Source organism: Streptomyces sp. B3I8 (genome assembly GCF_030816915.1).
GTDB lineage: Bacteria > Actinomycetota > Actinomycetes > Streptomycetales > Streptomycetaceae > Streptomyces.
Map to the genome: position 1 here is coordinate 4738148 of NZ_JAUSYN010000002.1, position 24294 is coordinate 4762441.

At 72.4% G+C, this 24294-nt stretch carries 17 protein-coding genes and 1 pseudogene; 9 read left to right on the top strand and 9 right to left on the bottom strand.

The window, feature by feature from the left end:
* Positions 1-188 precede the first annotated feature (188 nt).
* The 4 genes from QFZ64_RS23325 to QFZ64_RS23340 all read left to right on the top strand — a co-directional run bounded on the left by QFZ64_RS23325 (position 189) and on the right by QFZ64_RS23340 (position 3457).
* Positions 189-1421, top strand: coding sequence for an NADP-dependent malic enzyme (locus QFZ64_RS23325; RefSeq protein ID WP_307068767.1), 1233 nt, complete (start codon positions 189-191; stop codon positions 1419-1421).
* Positions 1422-1637: 216 nt separating this feature from the next.
* Positions 1638-2603, top strand: a complete 966-nt coding sequence (locus QFZ64_RS23330) for a zinc-binding dehydrogenase (protein WP_307068769.1) — start codon at positions 1638-1640, stop codon at positions 2601-2603.
* Between the two features lie 72 nt (positions 2604-2675).
* A complete protein-coding gene (locus tag QFZ64_RS23335; RefSeq protein WP_307068771.1) occupies positions 2676-2885 on the top strand; it encodes a helix-turn-helix domain-containing protein in 210 nt (69 codons plus the stop codon).
* On the top strand, positions 2885-3457 hold the full coding sequence (locus tag QFZ64_RS23340; protein WP_307071835.1) for a Clp protease N-terminal domain-containing protein: 573 nt from the start codon (positions 2885-2887) through the stop codon (positions 3455-3457). The genes QFZ64_RS23335 and QFZ64_RS23340 overlap by 1 nt, the downstream gene beginning before the upstream one ends.
* 327 nt (positions 3458-3784) lie before the next feature.
* Here QFZ64_RS23340 and QFZ64_RS23345 read toward each other — a convergent pair whose 3' ends face one another.
* Together QFZ64_RS23345 and QFZ64_RS23350 are read right to left on the bottom strand one after the other, a co-directional pair.
* Complete coding sequence (locus QFZ64_RS23345) at positions 3785-4840, bottom strand: PadR family transcriptional regulator (protein ID WP_307068773.1); 1056 nt, start codon at positions 4838-4840, stop codon at positions 3785-3787.
* Position 4841: 1 nt separating this feature from the next.
* A complete protein-coding gene (locus QFZ64_RS23350; RefSeq protein WP_307068774.1) occupies positions 4842-5765 on the bottom strand; it encodes a DUF4097 family beta strand repeat-containing protein in 924 nt (307 codons plus the stop codon).
* Between the two features lie 209 nt (positions 5766-5974).
* On the opposite strand from QFZ64_RS23350, the gene QFZ64_RS23355 reads away from it, so the two are divergent.
* Positions 5975-6793, top strand: coding sequence for a hypothetical protein (locus tag QFZ64_RS23355; RefSeq protein ID WP_307068776.1), 819 nt, complete (start codon positions 5975-5977; stop codon positions 6791-6793).
* A 509-nt stretch (positions 6794-7302) separates the two neighbouring features.
* On the opposite strand, the gene QFZ64_RS23360 is transcribed toward QFZ64_RS23355, so the two are convergent.
* From QFZ64_RS23360 to QFZ64_RS23380, 5 genes are all read right to left on the bottom strand, one after another.
* On the bottom strand, positions 7303-7485 hold the full coding sequence (locus tag QFZ64_RS23360) for a DUF6104 family protein (RefSeq protein WP_307068778.1): 183 nt from the start codon (positions 7483-7485) through the stop codon (positions 7303-7305).
* A gap of 102 nt (positions 7486-7587) precedes the next feature.
* A complete protein-coding gene (locus QFZ64_RS23365; RefSeq protein WP_307068781.1) occupies positions 7588-11436 on the bottom strand; it encodes a multifunctional oxoglutarate decarboxylase/oxoglutarate dehydrogenase thiamine pyrophosphate-binding subunit/dihydrolipoyllysine-residue succinyltransferase subunit in 3849 nt (1282 codons plus the stop codon).
* A gap of 384 nt (positions 11437-11820) precedes the next feature.
* On the bottom strand, positions 11821-12876 hold the full coding sequence (locus tag QFZ64_RS23370) for an ATP-binding protein (protein WP_307071836.1): 1056 nt from the start codon (positions 12874-12876) through the stop codon (positions 11821-11823).
* 347 nt (positions 12877-13223) lie between these two features.
* A complete protein-coding gene (locus QFZ64_RS23375; protein WP_307068783.1) occupies positions 13224-13961 on the bottom strand; it encodes a response regulator transcription factor in 738 nt (245 codons plus the stop codon).
* Between the two features lie 122 nt (positions 13962-14083).
* On the bottom strand, positions 14084-14866 hold the full coding sequence (locus QFZ64_RS23380) for a spermidine synthase (protein WP_307068784.1): 783 nt from the start codon (positions 14864-14866) through the stop codon (positions 14084-14086).
* A 270-nt stretch (positions 14867-15136) separates the two neighbouring features.
* On the opposite strand from QFZ64_RS23380, the gene lon reads away from it, so the two are divergent.
* Positions 15137-17581 carry an endopeptidase La gene (lon, locus tag QFZ64_RS23385; RefSeq protein ID WP_307068786.1) on the top strand — a complete coding sequence of 815 codons (2445 nt, stop codon included), beginning with the start codon at positions 15137-15139 and terminating at the stop codon, positions 17579-17581.
* Between the two features lie 151 nt (positions 17582-17732).
* Here the strand turns inward: lon and QFZ64_RS23390 are convergent.
* Positions 17733-18555: pseudogene (locus QFZ64_RS23390) on the bottom strand (lysozyme).
* A gap of 229 nt (positions 18556-18784) precedes the next feature.
* Here QFZ64_RS23390 and QFZ64_RS23395 point away from each other — a divergent pair.
* Entirely contained in the window at positions 18785-19312 is a 528-nt protein-coding gene (locus tag QFZ64_RS23395; protein WP_373430652.1) for a MarR family winged helix-turn-helix transcriptional regulator, read from the top strand.
* A 169-nt stretch (positions 19313-19481) separates the two neighbouring features.
* Here the strand turns inward: QFZ64_RS23395 and QFZ64_RS23400 are convergent, their stop codons facing one another.
* Complete coding sequence (locus tag QFZ64_RS23400; RefSeq protein WP_307068787.1) at positions 19482-20270, bottom strand: protein phosphatase 2C domain-containing protein; 789 nt, start codon at positions 20268-20270, stop codon at positions 19482-19484.
* A gap of 357 nt (positions 20271-20627) precedes the next feature.
* On the opposite strand from QFZ64_RS23400, the gene QFZ64_RS23405 reads away from it, so the two are divergent.
* Positions 20628-23654, top strand: a complete 3027-nt coding sequence (locus QFZ64_RS23405; RefSeq protein ID WP_307068789.1) for a nitrate- and nitrite sensing domain-containing protein — start codon at positions 20628-20630, stop codon at positions 23652-23654.
* Positions 23651-24208, top strand: a complete 558-nt coding sequence (locus QFZ64_RS23410; protein ID WP_307068791.1) for a roadblock/LC7 domain-containing protein — start codon at positions 23651-23653, stop codon at positions 24206-24208. Before QFZ64_RS23405 ends, QFZ64_RS23410 begins: the two co-directional genes overlap by 4 nt.
* Positions 24209-24294 lie beyond the last annotated feature (86 nt).

The window sequence follows — 24294 nt, forward strand, 5'->3', positions numbered from 1 at the left end:
GTCGCCGACGGTCTCCGTCCGGTAAGAAGGTTCTCCACACCCCTCATCCGGGGCTCAGGGCGCGTGTGCGGCGCGCCCGTCGCGTCTGTGCCCGTGCGTATCACTCATCGGGGCCTCACGCGGTGCCCGCCCACCCCTCACCAGGAGTGGTCACCCTCAATCCAAGAAGACCTAAGGGGTATCAAGAAGTGGCAGCCGAGATCGTCAACCCTCGCAGCGACAGCGGTGCGGCGCAGGACGGCGGGGCGGAGCCCCTCGATTCCTTCGACGCCTTCGACCCGGCGTTCGCGCTGCACCGCGGCGGCAAGATGGCCGTCCAGGCCACCGTCCCGGTCCGCGACAAGGACGACCTGTCCCTCGCCTACACCCCCGGCGTCGCGAAGGTGTGCAGCGCCATCGCGGAGCAGCCGGAACTCGTCCACGACTACACGTGGAAGTCCTCCGTCGTCGCCGTCGTCACCGACGGCACGGCCGTCCTCGGCCTCGGGGACATCGGTCCCGAAGCCTCCCTCCCGGTGATGGAGGGCAAGGCGATCCTGTTCAAGCAGTTCGGTGGCGTCGACGCGGTCCCGATCGCGCTCGACTGCACCGGGGTCGACGAGATCGTCGAGACCGTCGTCCGGCTCGCGCCCTCCTTCGGCGGGGTCAACCTGGAGGACATCTCCGCGCCCCGCTGCTTCGAGATCGAGCGCCGGCTCCAGGAGCGCCTCGACATCCCCGTCTTCCACGACGACCAGCACGGCACGGCGGTCGTGACGCTGGCCGCGCTACGCAACGCCGCCCGGCTGACCGGGCGCACGCTGGGGCAGCTGCGTGCGGTGATCTCCGGCGCAGGGGCGGCCGGGATCGCCATCGCCAAGATGCTGATCGAGGCAGGCATCGGGGACGTCGCCGTCGCCGACCGCAAGGGCGTCGTCTCGCGCGAGCGCGAGGACCTGACGCCGGTCAAGCGGGAGCTGGCCGCGCTCAGCAACAAGGCCGGGCTGTCCGGCTCGCTGGAGTCCGCCCTCGCCGGCGCCGACGTCTTCATCGGCGTCTCCGGCGGTACGGTGCCGGAGACCGCGGTGGCCTCGATGGCGGACGGCGCGTTCGTGTTCGCCATGGCCAACCCGAACCCCGAGGTGCACCCCGAGGTCGCGCACAAGTACGCGGCCGTCGTGGCCACGGGGCGGTCGGACTTCCCCAACCAGATCAACAACGTGCTGGCCTTCCCCGGGATCTTCGCGGGGGCGCTGCAGGTGCGGGCCTCGCGGATCACGGAGGGAATGAAGATCGCGGCGGCGGAGGCGCTGGTGGCGGTCGTCGGGGACGACCTCGCGGCGGACTACGTGATCCCTTCGCCGTTCGACGAGCGGGTCGCCCCCGCGGTGACGGCGGCCGTGGCCGCGGCGGCCCGGGCGGAAGGCGTCGCCCGACGCTGACCTGTCCGGCATGTCCGGTGCCGTGTCCGGCGTTGATGTGTCCCCGCGTGGACACCGCCGCGCGTCCGGCGCGTGGTCACCCGCCGGGTGCGGCGGTGTTCGTATCGGCGTTGCCGGGTGCCCTCCGTGCGGGGGTGCCCGGCCCCGGGGCGGCGGGACGCGTGTCACAGCGCGGGCCGGTTCCTCGGGGCGTTGGCGAAGCCTATCGTCGGGGGCATGTTCGCTGCCTATGCTGCTCGAATCGACCGTGACCAGCCGTTGTCGGGACTTGAGTCGGGGGAGCGTCCGGCCCCCGAGCGCAAACCCGGGTGGACCACCGTGAACGTCAGGGCCGCCTCCCTGAACCACCACGACCTCTGGTCCCTCAGGGGTGTCGGCCTTCCCGAGGGCGCCCTGCCGATGATCCTCGGCTGCGACGCCGCCGGTGTCGACGAGGACGGCAACGAGGTCGTCGTCCACTCCGTCATCGGGGAGAGCGGTCACGGCGTCGGTCACGACGAACGCCGTTCCATCCTCACCGAGCGGTACCAGGGCACCTTCGCGGAGCAGGTCTCCGTCCCCACCTGGAACCTCCTCCCCAAGCCGAAGGAGCTCTCCTTCGAGCAGGCCGCCTGCCTCCCCACCGCCTGGCTGACCGCCTACCGCATGCTCTTCACCAACGCGGGCGTACGCCCCGGCGACTCCGTCCTCGTGCAGGGCGCCGGCGGCGGGGTGGCGACCGCCGCGATCGTGCTCGGCAAGGCGGCCGGACTGCGGGTCTTCGCCACCAGTCGGGACGAGGCCAAGCGCAAGCGGGCCCTCGAACTCGGCGCCGTGGAGGCGCTGGAGACCGGAGCCCGGCTGCCGCAGCGTGTCGACGCCGTCCTTGAGACCGTCGGCGCCGCGACCTGGTCCCACTCCGTGAAGTCCCTGCGCCCCGGCGGGACCGTCGTCATCTCCGGTGCCACCAGCGGCGACCGGCCCTCGCACGCCGAGCTCACCCGTATCTTCTTCCTGGAGCTCAAGGTCGTGGGCTCCACCATGGGCAGCAAGGACGAGCTGGAGGACCTTCTCTCGTTCTGCGCGGCCACCGGCGTGCGGCCGGTCATCGACGAGGTGCTCCCGCTGGACCGGGCGCGCGACGCCTTCGCGCGCATGGAGGCCGGTGATCAGTTCGGCAAGCTCGTGCTGACCAACGGCTGACCTCTCCCTCGCCCTCCCTCCTCTCGTCAACTGCGGTTGACAATCGTCCTGGTGTCAACCTACATTGACAGCATGACGGACGCAACGGATCTCGCCGAGCGTGCCGGTGACCGTGATCCGCGGGTCGGACTGCGGGCGGTCACCGCGCTGCGCACCCTCCTCGAGCAGCTCGAGGCGGTCCAGGTGCGCAGCGCACGCGAACAGGGCTGGTCGTGGCAGGAGATCGCCGCGGAACTCGGCGTCAGCAGGCAGGCCGTGCACAAGAAACACGGGAGGCGATGATGTTCGAACGGTTCACCGAGGACGCCCGGGAAGTGGTCGTGGGCGCGGTCGCGCACTGCGCCCGGTCCGGGGAACGGCACGTCGACGAGACACACCTGCTGCTCGCCCTCCTCGACCGGGAGGGCAGCCGCGGCGCGTTCGCGCTGGCGGCCCTCGGACTGCCCGGCCGGCGCGAGGCGGTGGTGTGCGACCTGGCCGAGGCCCGCCGCAGGGGTGGCCTCACCCGGGCCGACGCGGACGCTCTCGACGGCCTCGGCATCGACCTCACCGAGATCGTCACCAGGGTCGAGGAGATCCACGGGCGGGGCGTCCTCGCGGCGGCCGGGAAGAACTCCGGCAGCCGCCGGTCCGGACGTCGGCCCTTCGCCCGCGGGGCCAAGGAGACGCTGGCGGGCGCCCTGCGTGCCGCCACCGCCCGGCGCGACCGGCACATCGGGGACGAGCACCTCCTGCTCGCCCTGACCGCCCGCCCCGGGGTACCCGCCGAGGTGCTGGCCGACCACGGGGTGACCCACGAGTCCCTGTCCCGGGTCCTCTATGGCCCCGCCGGCGGCGAGGCCCGCGCGAGCTGACCCGGGTCGAACCGGGACGACGCCGGCTGACTCGGGATGATGTGGGCTGACCCGGGCTGATTCCGGCGGCAGTGCCGGACCGCCGTCCAGGGCCTGTTGCGAGTCCCGCCTGCCGCGCGACGCAATGAACGCTCCCCCAAGCTCCCGGCTTCGCTCGGGCAGGGGGACCCCCTCTCGCCGTACCGGGCCCAGACCCGAGTACATCCGGTACGAGGGCCTGGGCCCGGCATTCCCCCGAGCTCTTCGAGCAGGGGGGACCCCCAGAGCACGCACCTGACGCCGCAGGGCCCGCCCTCCGTGCGGACGACGGGACTTTCGCAACAGGCCCTAGGCCTTCGTCGTCCGGAGTATCGCGCCGATGTGGGCCGCCGCCGTGGACAGGTGTCGGCGGGCGTCGCGGAGTTGGTCCTCGGTGATTCCGTGGTCCCGGGCCGCGTCGCGGATGTCGTCACGGAAGCGGTCCAGGAGCCGGTCGAGGTCGCGCGCCGGTTCCCCCGTGGGGGACTCGTGCGCCCAGGAGGGCTCGTAGGCGGCGGGAAAGTCCTCGGGGGTGACCGTGTACTCCGGCTCGGGCCGGCCGGAGGGAGCCTCGCTTCCCTGCTTCGGGCGCCCGAAGCCGAGGTCCTTCCCGAACTCCTTGCCGAAGACCTGCCCGAACTCGCCGAACTCCTTGGTCAGTTCGCTCAGGCCCTCGCGGACGCCGGTGGGCCAGTCACCGCGCTCGAAATGCTCCTGGGCGTGTTCCTGGACCCGCTTGGCGATCCGCTGCATCTCCTCCTGGGCCTGGGTGCGCGCGTGCTCCTGGGCCTCCTTGGCCTGGCGCCGGGCCCGCTGGGCCTCCTCGCGGGCCCGGCGGCTCTCGTCCTTCGCCCGCCTGGCCTGCTCCTTCCACTCCTGCTTGACGCGTCGCATCTCCTCCTTCGCGGCCCGCCAGGACTCCCCGTCCTCGACCCACTCGCGCGCGTCCCAGGGCGTCTCCGGCTTCGTGCGGCCGCTCCGGGCCTGGCTGACCGCGGTCCGCATCTCCCGGCGCAGATCGCCCGCGGCGCCCCGGACGTCCGCGCGGATCTCGGCGGCCAGTTCCGCCACCGACTCCCGGATCTCCAGCTCGAGGTCGGCCAGTTCGCCACTGCGCCCGGCCAGTTCCGCACGGCCCGCGTCGGTGATCGAGTAGACCTTGCGGCCGCCCTCGGTGGTGTGGGTGACGAGCCCCTCGGCCTCCAGCTTGGCGAGGCGGGGGTAGACGGTGCCGGCCGAGGGCGCGTAGAGCCCCTGGAAGCGCTCCTCCAGCAGCCGGATCACTTCGTAGCCGTGGCGCGGGGCCTCGTCCAGCAGCTTGAGGAGGTACAGCCGCAGCCGGCCGTGGGCGAAGACGGGGGCCATGTCAGAGCACCTTCTTGTCGGTCGGGCCGTCCGCGGCCGGGTCGTCGGAGAGGGAGTCATGGGGGGTATGGGGAGTGTGGCCGTCGGCGGGCGGTGGCGGGGTGTCCCACGGCTCGTCGTCGCTCGGGCGGCGCAGCAGGGCGATGGAGCCGGAGACGGTGGTCGCCTTGAGCCGCCCGGTGCCGCCGCCGAGCCGGCCCGTGATCCTCTTCGCGCCCCACTGGCCGGTCACCCGCAGGTCGTCGAAGGCGTTGGAGACGGCACCGCCGGCCGTGTTCGCTTCCACCTCCGCGTCGGCCGGCTGGGCGAGGCGGACGGCGATCTCGCCCGAGACGTTGGTCAGCCGGGCGTCCGTGGGGCCGCCGGCGGGGTCCAGGTCCAGGATGATCGCGCCGCTCACCGACTCCGCCTTGACGACGGGCGAGGCGCCCTCGATGACGGTGAGGTCGCCCGAGACCGAGTTGAGCCGCTGCTCCCCGGTGACTGCCTGTGTCTCCACGTTCCCCGACACGGTCGTCGCCCGCAGGGGGCCGGAGATGCCCACCAGTGTCGCGTCACCCGTGACGCCCTTCACCTCCGTGCGCTTCTCGATGCCCGACACCATCGCGTGGGCGCCGACCACGCCGACCTCCACGCAGGTGCCGGCCGGTACCGCGAGGGTGATCTCCGCGGAGCGGCGCCAGCCCCTGCGGTCGAGCCACTTCAGGAAACCGCGCCAGGGCAGGTCGTCGTACGCCACCGTGAGGGTGCCGTGCTCCTGGGTCACCGTGAGCGGGGGGCCCTCTATGCCGGAAACCTCCAGCCGGGCGGTGCTGTCCTCCGTACCCATGACGTTCACCGTGCCGTTGACGATGCGGACGTGCAGGGACGTCACGGGCTCGTCGAAGGTGAGCTTCCCCGGCTCTGCGACGGACCACTCGGACATGGTGGTGACCTCCTCGGCGTGGGCCGGCTCCGGATCGTACGAGGCGCGGCAGGGTTCACGATTTGTGGGTGCGTGGGTGGCGACTTGTGGGGCTCGCGTCATATCGCGTCCTTGAATACACACGATATATCGTGCGCCTGTGAAGTCAAGACACCCGTGCGGGTGATCAGGCGGGGAGGAACCGGGGCGAATCTGTCTACCGTGTGGGCATGTCGACGGATGCGGTTCCTTCGTGCGGTGCGGCCGGTGGTGTGTTGCTGCTCTGCTGGGCGCGGCCCGATGCTGTCGCACCCGTGGTGCCGGTGCTGCGTGAGCGGGTGGGGCTCGCGGAGGCGGGGGACGGGTGGACGCTGCTGGTGCCGGAGGGGACGCCGTGGCGGAGCGGGGAGACCGTCGAGCGGGTGGCCACGGGGTGGGCGTACGCGCTGGCGGTGGGGGTGTCCTGGCCGGTGCTCGCGGTGTGGTGGGACGCGGACCGGTGCGGGTGTGTGCTGGCGTCCGGGTTCCGGCGGCCCGTGGGGTACGTGTGGCTGGCCAATGGGACGGCGGTGGGGGAGGACGAGGCGATGCGGACGTTGGGGGAAGGGCTGGGGGTGGCGTCCGGCGCCACGACGGGGGGCGTCGGGGCGCTTCTCGCGCTCACGCGGCCCGACTCCTCCGTGGACGGGGGCGGGCGGTTGCGGGGGCTGCTGACGGTGCTGGAGGAGGGAGTGGGGGTGCGGTTGCCGGAGGGGGTGGTGCCGGGGGAGAGGGCGGAGGGGGTGGAGGGGGTGAGGGTGCGGGAGGTTGTGCGTGAGGTGGTGCCGGGGGTGGCGGCGCGAGGGCGCGCGGAGGGGGGCGGGGGTGGCATGGCCGTGCCCGGGGTGGGGGCGCGGGTGGTCGCCTTGGCGCAGGTGGGGGTGGGGGTGCCGGTGGTGGTGTGGGGGGTTCGGCGGCGGCGTGGGGGGTGGGTGGTGGCGGGGTTGCTGTTGGTGGTGGATGGGGTGGTGGGGGGTGTGCGGGCAGGAGGGTGGGGGTGGTGGGGGTAGGGGGCCGAATTTTTTTCGCCCCTGCCGCCCTTACCCTTCCCCCCTTCCCGTCCCTTCAGGGGCGAAGCCCCTGAAGGGACGGGAAGGGGGGAAGGGTAGGGGAGAGCCGGAGGTGGGTCGGAGGGAGGGGGTGGGGCGCGGGAGAGCTCGGGTGGGTGGGGTGCGTTGGCGGGCTCGGGTGGGTTCTTGGTGGCTCGCGCAGTTCCCCGCGCCCCTTCAGGGCGCGGTGAGCGAGCCGCATGTTGATACGGCCTCGCGCCGCTTCAGGGCGCGGTGGGAGCCGCATGTCGGAACGGCGTCGCGTCTTTCGAGGGGCGCGGTGGGGGCCGCGTGTCGGTACAGCTCCGCGCCCCTTCGAGACGTGGTGGTCGCTCGCGCTCGCGCGGCGGAGCCGCCTGCAGGGCAACCCCCGTTGATACAGGCTCGCGTCGCTCCGAGGCCCAGTGGGAGCCGTCGGTGGGGATGGTGCCGTGTCCCGTCCCTCAGGGGAGCCGGAGGGAGAAAGGGGGTTACTCCTCGTCGTCCTCGTCGTCCAGGCGGGCCAGCCAGGTGGCCAGGCGTTCCACGGGGACCTCGAAGTCGGGGTTGAGGTCGACGAACGTGCGGAGTTGTTCGGCGAGCCACCCGAAGGTGACCTCCTCCTCGCCGCGCCGCTTCTCCAGTTCCTCGATCCCACGGTCGGTGAAGTACATGGGGCCAAGGATATGGCGGAAAAGCGGCCGGGCCGCACCCCCCGGAGAACCCGGTGAAGGGATGCGGCCCGGCCGCTGGACCGACGTCCGCCGACTACGAGGTCACGCCTCGAACACCTCACGGACCAGCTGCTCCTGCTCCGCCTGGTGCCGCTTCGCGGAGCCCACGGCGGGGGAGGAGGAGTGCGGCCGGGAGATGCGGCGCAGGCGCTCACTGTGCGGGACGTCCGCGCCGACCGCCAGGTCCAGGTGGTCGATCAGGTTGAGCGCGATGAACGGCCAGGCACCCTGGTTCGCCGGCTCCTCCTGCGTCCACAGGTACTTCTCGGCGTTCGGGTACTTGGCGATCTCCGCCTGGAGCTCGGCACCCGGCAGGGGGTACAGGCGCTCGATGCGGATGATGGCCGTGTCCGTCGCGCCGCGCTTCTTCCGCTCGGCGGCGAGGTCGTAGTAGACCTTGCCCGCGCAGAAGACGACCTTCTTGACGGCGGCCGGGTCGACCGAGTCGTCGCCGATGACCGGACGGAACTGGCCGGTGGTGAACTCCTCCGCCTTCGAGGCCGCGGCCTTCAGGCGCAGCATCGACTTCGGGGTGAAGACGACCAGCGGCTTGTGGTGCGGGTTGTGCACCTGCCACCGCAGGAGGTGGAAGTAGTTCGACGGCAGCGTCGGCTGGGCGACCGTCATGTTGTTCTGCGCGCACAGCTGCAGGAACCGCTCGATGCGGGCCGAGGAGTGGTCCGGGCCCTGGCCCTCGTAGCCGTGCGGCAGCAGCAGCGTGACGCCGGAGGTCTGGCCCCACTTCTGCTCGGCGGCCGAGATGTACTCGTCCACCACCGACTGGGCGCCGTTGACGAAGTCGCCGAACTGCGCCTCCCACATCACCAGCGACTCGGGGCGGGCCAGCGAGTAGCCGTACTCGAAGCCCATGACCGCGTACTCGGAGAGCAGCGAGTCGTAGACGTTGTAGCGGGCCTGCTCCTGCGACAGGTACAGCAGCGGGGTGTAGTCCTCGCCGGTCTCACGGTCGATCAGCACCGCGTGGCGCTGGCCGAACGTGCCGCGGCGGGAGTCCTGTCCGGACAGCCGGACCGGGGTGCCCTCCAGGAGCAGTGAGCCGATGGCGAGGGTCTCGCCCATGCCCCAGTCGATCGTGCCGTCCTCGACCATCGACGCCCGGCGCTGGAGCTGCGGGAGCAGCCGCGGGTGGACGGTGAAGTGGTCGGGGATGTTGACCTGGGACTCGGCGATCCGCTTGACGACCTCCGTGGAGATCGCGGTGTTGACGGCGACCGGGAACTCGGCCTGCGGGTCCGGAGAGTGCGGGGCGGCCGGCTGCGCGGTGGCCTCGCGGACCTCCGTGAAGACCTTCTCCAGCTGGCCCTGGTAGTCCTGCAGCGCCTGCTCGGCCTCTTCCAGGGTGATGTCGCCGCGACCGATGAGGGACTCGGTGTAGAGCTTGCGCACCGAGCGCTTCTTGTCGATCAGGTCGTACATCAGCGGCTGGGTGAAGGCCGGGTTGTCCGACTCGTTGTGCCCGCGGCGGCGGTAGCAGATGAGGTCGATCACCACGTCCTTGTTGAACGCCTGGCGGAACTCGAAGGCGAGCCGCGCCACGCGCACGACGGCCTCCGGGTCGTCGCCGTTCACGTGGAAGATCGGGGCCTCGATCATGCGGGCCACGTCGGTGGCGTACATGGACGAGCGAGAGGACTCCGGGGCGGCGGTGAAGCCGACCTGGTTGTTGATGACGATGTGGACCGTGCCGCCGGTGCGGTAGCCGCGCAGCTGCGACATGTTCAGGGTCTCGGCCACCACGCCCTGGCCCGCGAAGGCCGCGTCGCCGTGGATCGCCACCGGCATGACCGTGAAGTCCGTGCCGCCCTTGTTGATGATGTCCTGCTTGGCGCGGGCGATGCCCTCGATGACCGGGTCGACCGTCTCCAGGTGGGAGGGGTTGGCGGCCAGCGAGACGCGGATCTGCTCACCGTCCAGGCCGGTGAAGGTGCCCTCGGCGCCCAGGTGGTACTTCACGTCGCCGGAGCCGTGCATCGACTTCGGGTCGAGGTTGCCCTCGAACTCGCGGAAGATCTGCGCGTACGACTTGCCCACGATGTTCGCCAGCACGTTCAGCCGGCCGCGGTGGGCCATGCCGATGACGACCTCGTCCAGGCGCGACTCGGCGGCCGAGTCCAGCACCGCGTCGAGCAGCGGGATGACGGACTCGCCGCCCTCCAGGGAGAACCGCTTCTGGCCGACGTACTTGGTCTGCAGGAAGGTCTCGAACGCCTCCGCCGCGTTCAGCCGACGCAGGATGCGCAGCTGCTCCTCGCGCTCGGGCTTGCTGTGCGGGCGCTCGATGCGGTCCTGGATCCACTTGCGCTGCTTGGGGTCCTGGATGTGCATGAACTCGATGCCGGTCGTACGGCAGTACGAGTCGCGCAGCACGCCGAGGATGTCGCGCAGCTTCATCAGGGACTTGCCCGCGAAGCCGCCGACGGCGAACTCGCGCTCCAGGTCCCACAGGGTGAGGCCGTGCTCGGTGATGTCCAGGTCGGGGTGCTTGCGCTGCTGGTACTCCAGCGGGTCGGTGTCGGCCATGACGTGGCCGCGGACCCGGTAGGAGTGGATCAACTCGAAGACGCGGGCGGCCTTGGTGACGTCGTCGTCATGGCTGGCGTCGATGTCCTTGAGCCAGCGGACCGGCTCGTAGGGGATGCGCAGCGCCTTGAAGATCTCGTCGTAGAACTCGTTCTCGCCGAGCAGCAGGTTGGCGACGATCCGCAGGAACTCGCCGGAGGCGGCGCCCTGGATGACCCGGTGGTCGTACGTCGAGGTGAGGGTCATCACCTTGGAGATGCCCAGCTTGTTCAGGGTGTCCTGGGAGGTGCCCTGGAACTCGGCCGGGTAGTCCATGGAGCCGACGCCCATGATGACCGACTGGCCGGGCATCAGGCGCGGCACGGAGTGGACGGTGCCGAGGCCACCGGGGTTGGTCAGGGAGACCGTGACGCCGGTGAAGTCCTCCATCGTCAGCTTGCCCTCGCGGGCGCGGCGGACGATGTCCTCGTAGGCCTGCCAGAACTCGAAGAAGTTCAGCGTCTCGGCCTTCTTGATGCCGGCGACGACGAGCTGGCGGTCGCCGTTGGGCTTCACCAGGTCGATGGCCAGGCCGAAGGTGATGTGCTCCGGCTTGACGAGGGTCGGCTTGCCGTCCTTCTCCGCGTAGTGCCAGTTCATCGACGGCATGGCCTTGATGGCCTGCACCATCGCGTAGCCGATCAGGTGCGTGAAGGAGATCTTCCCGCCCCGGGCCCGCTTGAGGTGGTTGTTGATGACAATGCGGTTGTCGAACAGCAGCTTCACCGGGACGGCGCGCACGGACGTGGCCGTGGGCATCTCCAGGGAGGCGTTCATGTTCTTCGCGACGGCCGCGGACGGGCCGCGCAGCGTCACGTACTCCGGGCCCGGGGCGGCCTCGGTCGCCGGGGCGGCCTTGGCGGCCGGGGCGGCCTTGGCGGCCGGGGCGGCCTTGGCGGCCGGCGCGGCCGTCGGGGCGGCGGCAGCGGGCTTCGCGGCCTGCTTGGCCGCCGCGGCGGCGGGCGCCGCGGCGGGCTGCGCGGGCGCGGCGGCGGCCGGCTGTGCGGCGCGCTGGGCCGGGGCCGCGGGCTGCACAGGGGCGGCCGGAGCGGCCTGGGTGGTGGGAGCGGCGTCGGTCCGCGCGGCCCCCGCGGCCGCGTCACCCGCCGGGACCGGGGTGGCAGCCGCCCCGGGCTTGTAGTCCGCGAAGAAGTCCCACCAGGCGCGGTCTACCGAATTCGGGTCCTGGAGGTACTGCTGATAGATCTCGTCGACGAGCCACTCATTGGCCCCGAACGAAGCCGCGGGGTTCTTTCCGGCTTGATCGGTCTCGGTGGAGATGCTCGAGTTACTGGGGGACTGTGGCGACACGGCGGCAACCGCCCTCTTCCGCTTCACAAGGTGATGGACAGCGGGAATAAAGGCTACGCCTCCATGACCGGTAAGGAGAGGTCGGGCCGGTTCATCGTCACGTACATCACATCGAGAAGCGTGTTTCGTCGCCGGAATTGGCGGGAAACAAGCGCGGTTACGGTCGAAAAGGGTACGGGAGCCCGAGGGAGCGGCGCGGGGGCGTCGGCCCGCCGAGGTCGCGGTGACGCCGCCGGGGCCTCCCGATGGTCGTGCGACGGACGCGCGGGGCCTCTTCGTCCGCCGTCGTGGGCGGCGGTCCCGTGGCTCCGGTCGCATCTCTGCGTACCGGAGACCCGATGCCCCGCTGTCCGTGGATCATGCGACTCCGCTGCGCACTTTACGTCAACTTGGTGAAGAGGGAAGCCCTGGAAGGGTGACCTGGATGCGGCAGCCGCGCTCGGATTCGGCCACGCCGATCCGGCCACCGTGCAGATCCACCGCCCATCGGGCGATCGCCAGCCCCAGCCCCGTGCCGCCGTCGCTGCCGGGACCGTGCGGGGAGCGGACGGCGCCCCGGTTGAACCGCTCGAAGACGTGGCGCCACTCCGAGCGCGGGATGCCGGGACCCTCGTCCAGGACCTCCAGCTCCAGCGAGTCCGGGAGCTGTCCGTGCCGCGCCCTGACCGTCACCCGGCCGTGCGGCGGACTGTGCTTGACCGCGTTGTCGATGAGGTTTGCCATGACCTGGTGGATGCGCTCGGGGTCCGCGTGCGCGGTCAGTTCCGGCGGGTGGACGTCGAGGTGCAGATGGACGTCCTTGCGGGTGTGGCCGCCGGACCCCGACGCGATGCCGGCCCGCGCGGAGGCCACCATGTTGGCCTCCTTCAGCATCTCCGCCAGGTACGGCCACACCTCGAAGCGGCGCTTCTTCAGCGGGACGACGCCGTTGTCCAGGCGGGAGAGGTCCAGCAGCGTCTCCACCAGCCGGCCGAGCCGCTCGGTCTGCCGCAGCGCCGTGCGCATCGTCTCGGGGTCGGCCTCGGTGACGCCGTCCACGATGTTCTCCAGCACCGCGCGCAGCCCCGCGATGGGCGTGCGCAGCTCGTGCGAGACGTTCGCCACCAGCTCCTTGCGCCGGCTGTCCTGCGCCTCCAGCTCGTCGGCCATGCGGTTGATCGTCTGCGCCAGGTCGCCCAGCTCGTCACGGCGGTTCTCGCGCACCCGGCGGGTGTAGTCGCCGTGCGAGATCGAGCGGGCCACGGCGTTCATCTCGTCCAGCGGGGCGGTCAGCGAGTGCGCCACGAACTGGGTGATCAGCAGGGTGGCGATCACCGAGAAGACGGTGATGAAGCGCAGCTCCGTCTCGGTCCGCACGGCGATCATCAGCAGACCGGTGGTGATGAAGACGGAGACGACGACCAGCGTGCCGAGCTTGGTCTTGACGGAGAAGGGCCACAGGCCGCGCCCGGAGCCGTAGCCCCGGTCGGGGCGGGTGTCCGCGCCGTATCCGGGCGGGCCGTACCCGGCCGTGCCGCCCGCCCTCGGGCCGCGCACGGGGCGCGTTCTGCGCCCCGCGGCCGTCGGGTTCCGCGCGCCGCCCGCCCTGCGCGCCGTCACACGGGCGAAGACCGCGCTCCGGCGCGTGCCACCGGCACCGCTCATCGCTTCCAGCCCCCTTCGGCTGTCCGGTCGCCCTACCGACCTTCCGCGCGGCTGTCCGGTCGCCCGTCCGCCCGGTCGCCCGGCTCCCGTGGGACCCGACGGTGCCGCCGCCGGGTCCCACGGGAACCGGGTGGGTTCGGTCCTCAGGGCGTGGGCGTCTCCAGCGCGTAGCCCACCCCGTGCACCGTACGGATGCGCTCCGCACCGATCTTCCGCCGCAGCGCCTTGATGTGGCTGTCCACGGTCCGCGTCCCGGACGCGTCCGCCCAGTCCCACACCTCGGCGAGCAGCTGCTCGCGCGACAGTACGGCACGGGGGGTGTTGGCCAGGCACACCAGCAGGTCGAACTCGGTGGGCGTCAGGTGCACGTCGTCGCTGCGCACCCGGACCCGTCGCTGTGCGTGGTCGATCTCCAGTTCGCCCAGGCGGAGGATGCCCGAGCGCGGAGTGGTCGCGGCGAGCGCGGCCCGCTCCACCCGGCGCAGCAGGACGTGCACCCGGGCGGCCAGTTCCCGCATGGAGAACGGTTTGGTCATGTAGTCGTCGGCGCCGACGCCGAGCCCGACCAGCATGTCGGTCTCGTCGTCCCGTGCGGTGAGCATCAGCACCGGCACCGGGCGCTGGGCCTGCACGCGCCGGCAGACCTCCAGCCCGTCGAAGCCGGGCAGCATGATGTCGAGGATGAGCAGGTCGGGCTGCCAGGCCTCGGCGGTGTCCACCGCGGACGGGCCGTCGCCCGCCGTTTGCACGAGAAATCCCTCGGCGCGCAGACGGGTCGCGATGGCGTCGACGATCGTCTGGTCGTCCTCGACCACCAGGACCCGGCGCTGAGCGCCGTTCGTCGTCGCCGTGCCGTTGTGGGAGGTGTGTGTCTGCTCCATCGCCCGCCCCTGGGGTTGCTTTCCGGAATCCGTGGGGTGATCCCATGTCTGCGGTGACGCGTCGTTGCTCCTTGAATGATCCGCGTCAGGGGAGCAGCGTACGGGCAGTAACACTCGATCGGCTATCCAGGGCGGACCGCCAGGTGGACCACGTCGGGAACGCCCCGGGCAACCGGGATCTCTTCGGTACGCACCCGTTGGAACCCGGCATTCCGTAGGGTTCCTTCAAATTCCGGAGAGGGCTGCGCGGACCATACGGCGAGCACCCCGCCGGGCCTCAACACCCGTGCGCACGCGGCGAGTCCGGAGGGTGAGTAGAGGGTTTCGTTGCCCTCGGTCACGGTCCAGGCGGGGCCGTTGTCGATGTCCAGGCAGAGGGCGTCGTATGTGTCCGATGTCTCATTGACGTAAGTGACGAGGTCGGCCTCGAGAACACGGGTGCGGGGGTCGGCGAGGGCGTCGGCGGTGAGGGGGGCGAGGGGGCCGGCGCGGTGCCAGTCGATGACGGCGGGTTCGCGTTCGACCACCGTGATGGGGCCCCAGCGGGGGTCGGCGGTGGCGTGGGTGAGGGAGAAGCCGACGCCGAGGCCGCCGATGAGGACGGCGGGGGCCTCCTGGCCTCCGGCCCGGGGTTCGTAGGTGGCGGGGGCCTCTCGGCCTCCGGCCGGGGCGGTCTTTCGGCTTTCGGTCAGGGCTTCCAGGGCGGCGTCGACCAGGCGGCGTTCGGAGCGGCCGTCGGAGGTGTCCATGAGGAAGCAGCCGTTGGCGATGATCTGGAGGTGGGGGCCGTGGCGGCGGAGGGTGACCTCGCCGTGGGGGCCGGTGCGGTGGTCGAGGGTGACGGGGGGTTCGCCGATGTGGGCGGGCGCGGTGCTGGGGTCGGGGGTGAGGTTGGGGTGGGGCATGGGGTCATTGTGGGGCGACGGGGGTGTCGCGGGGGATTTTTTCCGCCCCCGCCGCTCTTACCCTTCCCGTCCCTCCGAGGGGCGCTGCTCCTTTGGACCCCGGGGCGCGTTGTCGACTGCGGGCCGGCGGGGGGCTGGTCGCGCGGTTCCCCGCACCCCTCATGGGGGCGGATTCGGGTGATCGCTGTGGGCGAACGGGGGGTGGGGAACATTTGGAGGCTCAGGGGGATTGAGTCCGTGTAGCTCAACTTCGTTGTGGAGAGGTAGATCATGGCTGCTGAGTTCCCGTCGTCCCCGTCGTCTCCGTCGTCGTCCGCGCCGTTCGCTCTGCCCGTCCTGCCGCTCGACGACGAGGTCGTGCTGCCGGGCATGGTCGTCCCGCTGGACCTGAGCGACGCCGAGGTGCGCGCCGCCGTGGAGGCCGCCCAGGCCGCCGCGGGCAGCACCCCCGGCAAGCCCCGCGTACTGCTCGTGCCGCGCATCGACGGCACCTACGCCGCCACCGGCGTCCTCGGCACCGTCGAGCAGGTGGGCCGGCTCGCGGACGGCGACCCCGGCGCCCTCGTCCGCGCCCGGAGCCGGGTGCGGATCGGCGCCGGCACCACCGGGCCGGGCGCCGCGCTGTGGGTGGAGGGCACCCGCGTCGAGGAGAACGTGCCCGAGCCCCTGCCCGGGCAGATCACCGAGCTGATGAAGGAGTACAAGGCCCTCGCCACCACCTGGCTGAAGAAGCGCGGAGCCTGGCAGGTCGTCGACCGGGTGCAGGCCATCGACGACGTCGCCGCGCTCGCCGACAATTCCGGTTACTCGCCCTTCCTGACCACCGAGCAGAAGGTCGAGCTGCTGGAGACCGCCGACCCGGTCGCCCGCCTCAAGCTCGCCACCCAGCACCTGCGCGACCACCTCGCCGAGCAGGACGTCGCCGAGACGATCGCCAAGGACGTCCAGGAGGGCGTCGACAAGCAGCAGCGCGAGTTCCTGCTCCGCCGGCAGCTCGAAGCCGTCCGCAAGGAACTGCGCGAGATCAACGGCGAGAAGGACGGCGAGGAGTCCGACGACTACCGCGCCCGTGTCGAGGCCGCCGACCTGCCCGAGAAGGTCCGCGAGGCCGCGCTCAAGGAGGTCGACAAGCTGGAGCGGTCCAGCGACCAGTCCCCCGAGGGCTCCTGGATCCGCACCTGGCTGGACACCGTCCTCGAACTGCCGTGGAACAAGCGGACCGAGGACGCGTACGACATCCAGGGTGCCAAGGCGGTGCTCGACGCCGAGCACTCCGGCCTCGGGGACGTCAAGGAGCGGATCACCGAGTACCTCGCGGTGCGCAAGCGCCGCAGCGACCGGGGGCTCGGCGTGATCGGCGGGCGGCGCGGCGGTGCCGTGCTCGCGCTGGTCGGGCCGCCCGGCGTCGGCAAGACCTCGCTCGGCGAGAGCGTCGCCCACGCGATGGGGCGCGAGTTCGTCCGGGTCGCGCTCGGCGGCGTCCGCGACGAGGCGGAGATCCGCGGCCACCGGCGTACGTACGTCGGCGCGCTGCCCGGCCGCATCGTGCGCGCGATCAAGGAGGCGGGTTCCATGAACCCGGTCGTCCTCCTCGACGAGATCGACAAGGTCGGCTCCGACTTCCGGGGCGACCCGGCCGCAGCCCTTCTCGAAGTGCTCGACCCGGCGCAGAACCACACCTTCCGGGACCACTACCTGGAGGTCGAACTCGACCTGAGCGACGTCGTCTTCCTGGCCACCGCCAACGTGCTCGAGGCCATCCCGGAGGCGCTGCTCGACCGGATGGAACTGGTCCGGCTCGACGGCTACACCGAGGACGAGAAGGTCGTCATCGCCCGCGACCACCTGCTCCCGCGCCAGCTGGAGCGGGCGGGTCTGGCGGCCGAGGAGGTCACGATCGACGAGGGCGCGCTGCGCCGGCTGGCCGGGGAGTACACCCGCGAGGCGGGCGTGCGCACCCTGGAGCGGTCGATCGCCCGGCTGCTGCGCAAGGTCGCGGCCCAGCATGAACTGGGCGAGCGTGAACTGCCGTCCACGGTCGGTGCGGACGATCTGCGCGACCTGATCGGGCGGCCGCACCACGTGCCCGAGTCCGCGCAGGACCCGGCCGAGCGCCGTACCGCCGTGCCGGGTGTCGCGACCGGGCTCGCGGTCACCGGGGCGGGGGGTGACGTGCTGTACGTGGAGGCGTCGCTGGCCGACCCGGAGACGGGGGCGGCGGGGCTGACCCTGACCGGTCAGCTCGGTGACGTGATGAAGGAGTCGGCGCAGATCGCGCTGAGCTTCCTGCGGTCGCACGGGGCGGAGCTGGAGCTGCCGGTGGGGGACCTCAAGGACCGGGGTGTGCACATCCACTTCCCGGCGGGGGCGGTGCCGAAGGACGGGCCGAGTGCCGGTGTCACGATGACGACGGCGTTGGCGTCGCTGCTGAGCGGTCGGCTGGTGCGGACCGATGTGGCGATGACGGGGGAGGTGTCGTTGACGGGGCGGGTGCTGCCGATCGGGGGTGTGAAGCAGAAGTTGCTCGCGGCGCATCGGGCGGGGGTCACGACGGTGATCATTCCCAAGCGGAACGAGGCGGATCTGGACGATGTGCCGGCGGAGGTGCTGGAGAAGCTGGACGTGCGTCCCGTGACGGACGTTCGGCAGGTGCTGGAGCTGGCGCTGGCGGCGGTGGATGTCGCGTCGGAGGACGCGGTGCCGGTCGCTGCGTGAGGGTGTGGGTGACGGCGGGGTTCGCCCCCGCCGTCCTCACCCTTCCCCTCCCTTCAAGGGGCGCCCCACGAGGGCGCCTTCAGCCGTTGGCCAGGGCTCAGCCGTTGGCCAGGGCTCAGCCGTTGGCCAGGGCTCAGCCGTTGGCCAGGGCTCAGCCGTCGGCCAGGGCCTGGACGCGGTCGAGGGCGCCGTTGAATACGTCGTGGTCGCCGACCGTGGGGCCCGAGGACGTGTACTGCCACATGGTCTGGAAGGACCAGCCGGCCGGGAGGGTGCCGACCGTGGAGGCGTAGCGGGCTATCCACAGGGGGTTGGTGGCGGCGAAGCCGGCGTGGTCGCCGGTGCAGTCGGTCCACCAGCTCGTGGCCGTGTAGATGACGGCGTCGCGGCCGGTGCGCGCCCGATAGCGGCTCAGGAAGTCACGGATCCAGCTCACCATCCCGCTCGCCGACTTGCCGTAGCAGGCCGCGCCGTACGGGTTCCATTCGATGTCCAGCGTGCCCGGCAGCGTCCTGCCGTCGCGCGACCAGCCGCCGCCGTGGTCGACGAAGTAGTCGGCCTGGGCGGCGCCGGTCGTCGTGTCGGGCGTCGCGAAGTGGTACGCGCCGCGGATCATGCCGACGTCGTACGAACCGTCGTACTGCTGGGCGAAGGAGGGGTTGGTGTAGTACGTCCCCTCCGTCGCCTTGGTGTAGGCCCACCGCACGCCGCTGTTCCACAGGGTCGGCCAGGCCACGCTGCCCTGGTGGCCGGAGACGTCCACGCCCTCGGTCCGTGCGGCCGCGGGTGGGCGCCGGGGTGCCGCCCCCGCCGTCGTGGGCGAGGACGCCCATGCCCATGTGGGCGGTGCCGCGGGCGGGGGTGCCGGCGGCGTCGGCGGGGTGGACGGCGAACAGGAGAAGTGCCGTCAGGGCGATCGCCGCGGCGAGCGGGCGCGAAGCGCCCGGACCGGATCGCTGCTTGTGCACGGGCATGACTGCCTCCGAGTGGGGTCGGTGATCGGCCTGGCGTGCTCATGTCATTAAGTGCATGGGGGGGTCCTGGCGGTGGTGACGCTACGCACGTAGACCCGGGCCGGGAAGGGGGGCCGGAGGCCGCCGTTGGTCTACGCCTGCGAAATACTGGCGGAACTGCGGCAACGGCCACGCGCGGCGGAAACTTTCAGTACGGCGGAACCAGCGGAACCAGCTCGGGAGTGCGGACGTGCACGAGGACGGAACGAGACAGGACGCGCCCGGCGCAGTCCGGGCGGCACCGGTCCCCGACGGCGGTGATCAGGCCCCGCCCGAATTCCTCGCCCTGGAGCGGGAGTTGACCGTACTCATGCGACGCGCCCGGTCCCAGCAGGGCGAGATGGCCCGCGAGGTGCACCCCGACCTGGAGCCCGCCGCGTACGGGCTGCTCGTACGGCTGGAGGAGTGCGGCCGGCAGCGGGCGACGGACCTCGCGGCGTTCATCGGGGTGGGCAAGGCGACCATGTCGCGCCAGCTCCGGGCGCTGGAGGATCTCGGACTGGTCGCCCGCGAGCCGGACCCGGCGGACGGCCGCGCATGGCTCGTCCACCTCACGGAGGAGGGCGCGGGCCGGGTCGCCAGCGTGCGGGAGGCGCGGCGGGCGCGCTACGTGCGCAAGCTCGCCCACTGGGACGCGCGCGAGGTGGCCGAGCTGGCGAGGCTGCTGCGGGAGCTGAACCGGGGGATCACGGGACCGGAGGACGACAGCGCCGACTAGGGTCTTTCGTTTGGATCAGGCCGGCTGGGAGGCGCGGTGCGTCTTCGACCGACCCGTGCCGGACCCCGCGACGCCGGAATGATCCAAACGAGAGGCCCCGAGGGCTGTCCCGTGCCCCCCGGAGGGCGGGCGGCGTCAGGTGCCGGCGGGGGCGGCGAGGGCCAGCCGCTCACAGTTCCACGAACACCACCGTCGCGTCGTCGTGCGTCTTCGCCGGACCGAGGTGCGCGCGGGCCCGCGCGTCGGCCCGCTCCAGCTCACGCACCCGCTCCACCAGGGCCGCCGCGCCCTCTCCCCGCAGCACGGCGAACAACTCCCGCCAGCCGCCCTCCCGGAACGTCTCCGTCCACCTGGCCGCCCCGTCCGACAGGGCGGCCACCGCGCGCACGGACCCCCGCGGCACCACCCCGCTCACCGTCCGCTCCGCCACCGCCGGATCCGCCGCCGCGGTGAAGAAGCCGCCCTCCTTGTTCCGCAGCGTCGCGTCCACCACCGCCGCCGACGTGAGCGCCGAGCGCGGGAGCCGGGACAGACGGTCGTCCAGGACCGGCGTGACCGTGCCGTCCGGCGCCTCCAGCAGCAGTACCGCGTCGCACAGGACCAGGTACTCCACCACCGTGTCGTCCCAGCGTGCCGCGGCCACGGTCGCCTGGGGCGTACGCGGGTGAGAAAGGTCACAGGTCGCGACGTGTGCCCGCGCGGTGCGGCAGATCGCCGCGGAGAGGACCCCCGGCAGCGGCAGATCCCGGCGGGAAACGGACAGTTCGGTTAGGGCGCCGCCCAGCCGTGCGCAGTACCACGGCACCGAGTGAGTACACCCGGGTTCGGCCGCCGGTGGCGTCACCCCGTCGAGCACCGTCAACGCGCCGCCCTGTCCCGAGGCGGGCAGCGCGAGGGCGGTGAAGTCCTCGTTGGGGCGGTCCGGGCCGACGGGTTCCGAAACGAGTTCCGTACGCATCCGGCCAGTCTGCACGAGCCCTTCACAGGGCCCGCAAAAGCCCGCCATTCGTCGCCGGACGGGCACGGACACCCGCTCCCACCGCCGGTTTTGGCACGCAATGACGGCATCCGGTGAAACGTGGCGGCGAATATTGCCAAAGCGCGGCGCCGACGTCCAACCGGCCCGCCGCGGAGCACCGTGGCACACGCCGGAGGAACTTGCCCGCCAACTCCCCGCCAGGGTTCACTCCTTCGGGTGGCGGGCCGGGCGAAGTGGGGCCACTGCCCAGCGCCACTGGGAGGGTCGGGAGCCGTACCCGGGACGCCCCCCTCCAGTGACGGGACGTCCCCCGGGCCCTTGGTAGACGAGTCAGGAATGCGAGCACCGGTGCAGAAAACGCGGCCTCGGCGCCCAGGCAAGCAGACGCCTCCCGCACAGGACGGCGCCTCCTCCGAGTCCGTGGGAAGGGGACGGCCCACGCACGTCCGTAACCGGCTGATCGTCGCGGTGGCCGTGGTGGCCGCCGCCGTCGCCGGTGCCGGCGCGCCGAGCATCGTCGCCGCCTCGGGCGACCTCAACGACTCCCAGGGCCTCGTCACGCTCAATGCGCAGACCCGTGACGCGCTCTCCCTGGCCCACTCCCTGGCCGACGAGCGCGACCAGGCCACCGTCTACGTCGCCGCCGGACGCCCGAAGTCCAAGGCGCCGGGCGAGCGGCGCAGCGCCCGCGTCGACCGGCAGATCGAGGAACTGCGCGCCGACCCCGACCTGCCCGAGGCGCTGCGCACCGCCCTGGACGACGTCGCCGCCGTCCGCCGGTCCGCGCTCACCGGCAGGAGCGGCGCCCTCGACACCCACCGCGCCTACACCGAGGTCCTCGGCGAACTGCACGCCCTGGCCGAGGACCTCGCCGACAAGCTGCCGCCCCGGGCCGGCTCCGGCGACCACGCCCTGGCCACGCTGGACACCGCCGTCCAGCAGGCCGGCGCCGCCCGCGGCCTGCTGCTGGCCGCGCTCGCCGTCCCGCACGGCACCCGGACCGTCATCGACCCCGTCACCGGTCTGCCGACCACCAGCAGCAGCGGAACGGCCGCCGACGCCAAGCAGCGCGACGCCCTCACCGCCGCCGCCCAGCTGGCCGACGTCCGCTCCGACGCGGCCGTCGCCGGCTTCCGCGACACCGCCGACACCGCCGCGAAGAACACGTACGACACCACGGTGACCGGGCCCGAGGTCGCCACCGCCGAGAAGTACCTGACGCGCCTCACCGACCAGCCCACCTTCTCCGACAGCGACCTCAACACCAGCAGCACCAAGCTGGAGACGGCCCTGTCCGCCCGCATCGACGCGATGCGCGGCGCCGAGTCCTCCCTCTACGAGCGCCGCGGCAAGGACCTCGAACAGCTCCGCGACGACGACGTCACCGCGCTGGAGATCCGGATCGCCGTCCTCGGGGCGCTCGTCCTCCTCGCCGTCGCGATCGCCACCGCGCTCGCCCGCAGCCTCACCCACCCGCTCGGTGTGCTGCGCAAGGGCTCCGCGCGGGTGGCCGGCGACCCGGCCGGGGAGGAGCCGGTGAAGTTCACCGGCCGCAACGACGAGTTCGCGCAGGTCGTCCGCTCCGTCAACGCCCTGCAGGCGCACGCCGCCGCCCTCCAGGAACGCGTCAACACCCTGGAGACCGACCGCAAGCACCTCATCGACAAGCGCCAGAGCATGGCCGACGAGCGGCAGCGGCTGCGCGAGGAACTCGACGCGGCCACCGGCCGACTGGAGCAGGCCCGCGGCAGCATCCACGGCACGTTCGTCAACCTCGCACTGCGCACCCTCGCCCTCGTGGAGCGCCAACTCGGCGTCATCGAGGGGCTGGAGGAGCGCGAGCAGGACCCCGAGCGGCTCGGCACGCTGTTCAAGCTGGACCACCTCGCCACCGTCATGCGCCGGCACAGCGAGAACCTCCTCGTCCTCGCCGGCGCCGAGCACGGGCAGCAGCACGCCGGACCCGTGCCGCTGGTCGACGTGGTGCGGGCCGCCGTCAGCGAGATCGAGCGGTACGACCGCGTCCGCATCGCCGCGCTGCCGCCGCACGCCCATGTCACCGGGTTCGCCGCCGACGACCTCTCGCACCTCCTCGCCGAACTGCTGGAGAACGCCACGTCGTTCTCGCCGCCGGACGCGCCCGTGGAGATCTCCGGCTGGCTGCTGGAGAACGGCGAGGTCATGCTCTCCGTCCAGGACGAGGGCATCGGCATCACCGCCGACCGGCTGACCCGCCTCAACGCCCGGCTCACCGAGTTCGACCCCGAGCGGCCGCACGGGACCGAGGACGGCGAAGGGCTCGGGCTCGGCCTGTACGTCGTCGCCCGCCTCGCCCACCGGCACGGCGTGCGGGTGCGGTTGCGCGAGCAGAAGCAGGGCGGCAGCACGGCCGTCACCGTGCTGCCGACGGCGCTGCTGGCCGGCGCGGAGGCGACGGCGGTGGCCGCGCCCGGCGCCCCGGCCGCGCCCGGCACGGCGGCGCTGGGCATGCCGGGCGCCGGCGCGGAGGCCAACTCCAACGTCCTCCCGGCCCGCTCCCGCCCCGCGCCGCCCGGCGACGGCGACGAGGACCCGCTGATCGCCGCGGCGGAGGCGACGATCCGCGCGCACGAGGCGGCAACCGAGGCCGCGGCGCCCGCGGCCGCCCCGTCCGCCGAGGCCGAATCCGCACCCGAAGCCGCCCAGGGGGACGCGCCTGCCCGGGACGACGTGCCCGTGCAGCACGGCCGTCAGGGCGAGGCCGTCACCTCCGAGACGACCATGGAACTGCTCGCCCCGTCGGTTCCCGCGGAGCCGGCCGGCCACGAGTCCCCGGCCCCGGCCTCTGCCGTTCCGGGGCCCTCCGGGCCGGCCGCGGGTGCTTCCCCGGCCGACGCCCCCACCGGCGACCCGTACTCCATAGGCCCCGACAGTCACGAGCGCAGCGTCGACGAGGGCGCGGCGCCCGCGCCCGCGCCGGGCCGTGCGCCCCGGCTCACGGCCAAGGGGCTGCCCAAGCGCACCCCCCGCATCTCCGCACCCGTCGAGGCCCCTCCGTCCCGGTCCGGCGGGGTGGACGCCGAAGCACTGCGGCGACGGCTCGGCGGGTTCCACCAGGGGGCGCGGAAGGGCGCCCGGGCCGCGGAGGCGGAACTCGCAGAGCGGTCCGGCGAAGAAGACCGTCCCGAGGGAACCGACCGTCCCGAGGAAACCGACCGGTCCGAGGGAACCCACCGGCCCGGGGGAACCCACCGGCCCGGGAAGGCCGGTCCGGCCGCGCGGACCGATCAGGGCACCGCACCTGCCACGGAAGACCACGGCACGCCTCAGGACACGGCGGCCGTGGACACATCGGGGGGCACCGTCGAGGAGGCAACCAGTTGACCGCGTCCACCACCTTCGGACTGAGCAGCGAAGCCCGCAACCTGCAGTGGCTGCTGACCAACCTCGTCGAGGAGGTGCCCGGCATCCTCTCGGTGGCGGTGGTCTCCTCCGACGGTCTGCTCCTGCTCTCGTCCGATCCCGGAGCCGTCGCCTCTGCCCGTGCCGTCGGCGGTGACGCCCCCGCCGGCCCCCGCGGTTCCTCCGCCGACCTCGCCACCGTCGTCTCCGGCATCGGCAGCCTCACCGTCGGCGCCGCGAAGCTGGTCGGGTACGGCGAGGTCAAGCACACCATGATCGCGATGGAGGAGGGCAGCCTCTTCGTCATGTCGATCAGCGACGGTTCCCTGCTCGGTGTGCACGGCTCCGCGGACTGCGACATGAGCGTGGTCGCGTATCACATGGCGCTCTTCGTCGGCCGGGCCGGCCACGTCCTCACCCCCGAACTCCGCAGCGAACTGCGCCAGTCCCTGGAGACCGATCAGGCCGATCAGGCCGATCAGGCCGAACCGGCTGATCCCGCCGGGCGACCCGGACAGCGGGGGGCCGCGCGATGAACGCCGCCGAGAAACCCGCCCCCGAGGCACCGGCCCCGGCCACCGGCACCCCCGCCCCCGAGCACCCCGCCGCCGGGCAGTCCGAG

Excerpts from the sequence above, each read along its gene's own strand:
- QFZ64_RS23335 (WP_307068771.1), top strand. The coding sequence starts at position 2,676 with ATGACGGACGCAACGGATCTCGCCGAGCGTGCCGGTGACCGTGATCCG.
- QFZ64_RS23360 (WP_307068778.1), bottom strand. The coding sequence starts at position 7,485 with ATGTACTTCACCGACCGTGGGATCGAGGAACTGGAGAAGCGGCGCGGC.
- QFZ64_RS23380 (WP_307068784.1), bottom strand. The coding sequence starts at position 14,866 with ATGCCCCACCCCAACCTCACCCCCGACCCCAGCACCGCGCCCGCCCAC.
- QFZ64_RS23405 (WP_307068789.1), top strand. The coding sequence starts at position 20,628 with ATGCGAGCACCGGTGCAGAAAACGCGGCCTCGGCGCCCAGGCAAGCAG.
- QFZ64_RS23350 (WP_307068774.1), bottom strand. The coding sequence starts at position 5,765 with ATGTCCGAGTGGTCCGTCGCAGAGCCGGGGAAGCTCACCTTCGACGAG.
- QFZ64_RS23400 (WP_307068787.1), bottom strand. The coding sequence starts at position 20,270 with ATGCGTACGGAACTCGTTTCGGAACCCGTCGGCCCGGACCGCCCCAAC.
- QFZ64_RS23330 (WP_307068769.1), top strand. The coding sequence starts at position 1,638 with ATGTTCGCTGCCTATGCTGCTCGAATCGACCGTGACCAGCCGTTGTCG.
- QFZ64_RS23345 (WP_307068773.1), bottom strand. The coding sequence starts at position 4,840 with ATGGCCCCCGTCTTCGCCCACGGCCGGCTGCGGCTGTACCTCCTCAAG.
- QFZ64_RS23375 (WP_307068783.1), bottom strand. The coding sequence starts at position 13,961 with ATGGAGCAGACACACACCTCCCACAACGGCACGGCGACGACGAACGGC.
- QFZ64_RS23340 (WP_307071835.1), top strand. The coding sequence starts at position 2,885 with ATGTTCGAACGGTTCACCGAGGACGCCCGGGAAGTGGTCGTGGGCGCG.
- lon (WP_307068786.1), top strand. The coding sequence starts at position 15,137 with ATGGCTGCTGAGTTCCCGTCGTCCCCGTCGTCTCCGTCGTCGTCCGCG.
- QFZ64_RS23355 (WP_307068776.1), top strand. The coding sequence starts at position 5,975 with ATGTCGACGGATGCGGTTCCTTCGTGCGGTGCGGCCGGTGGTGTGTTG.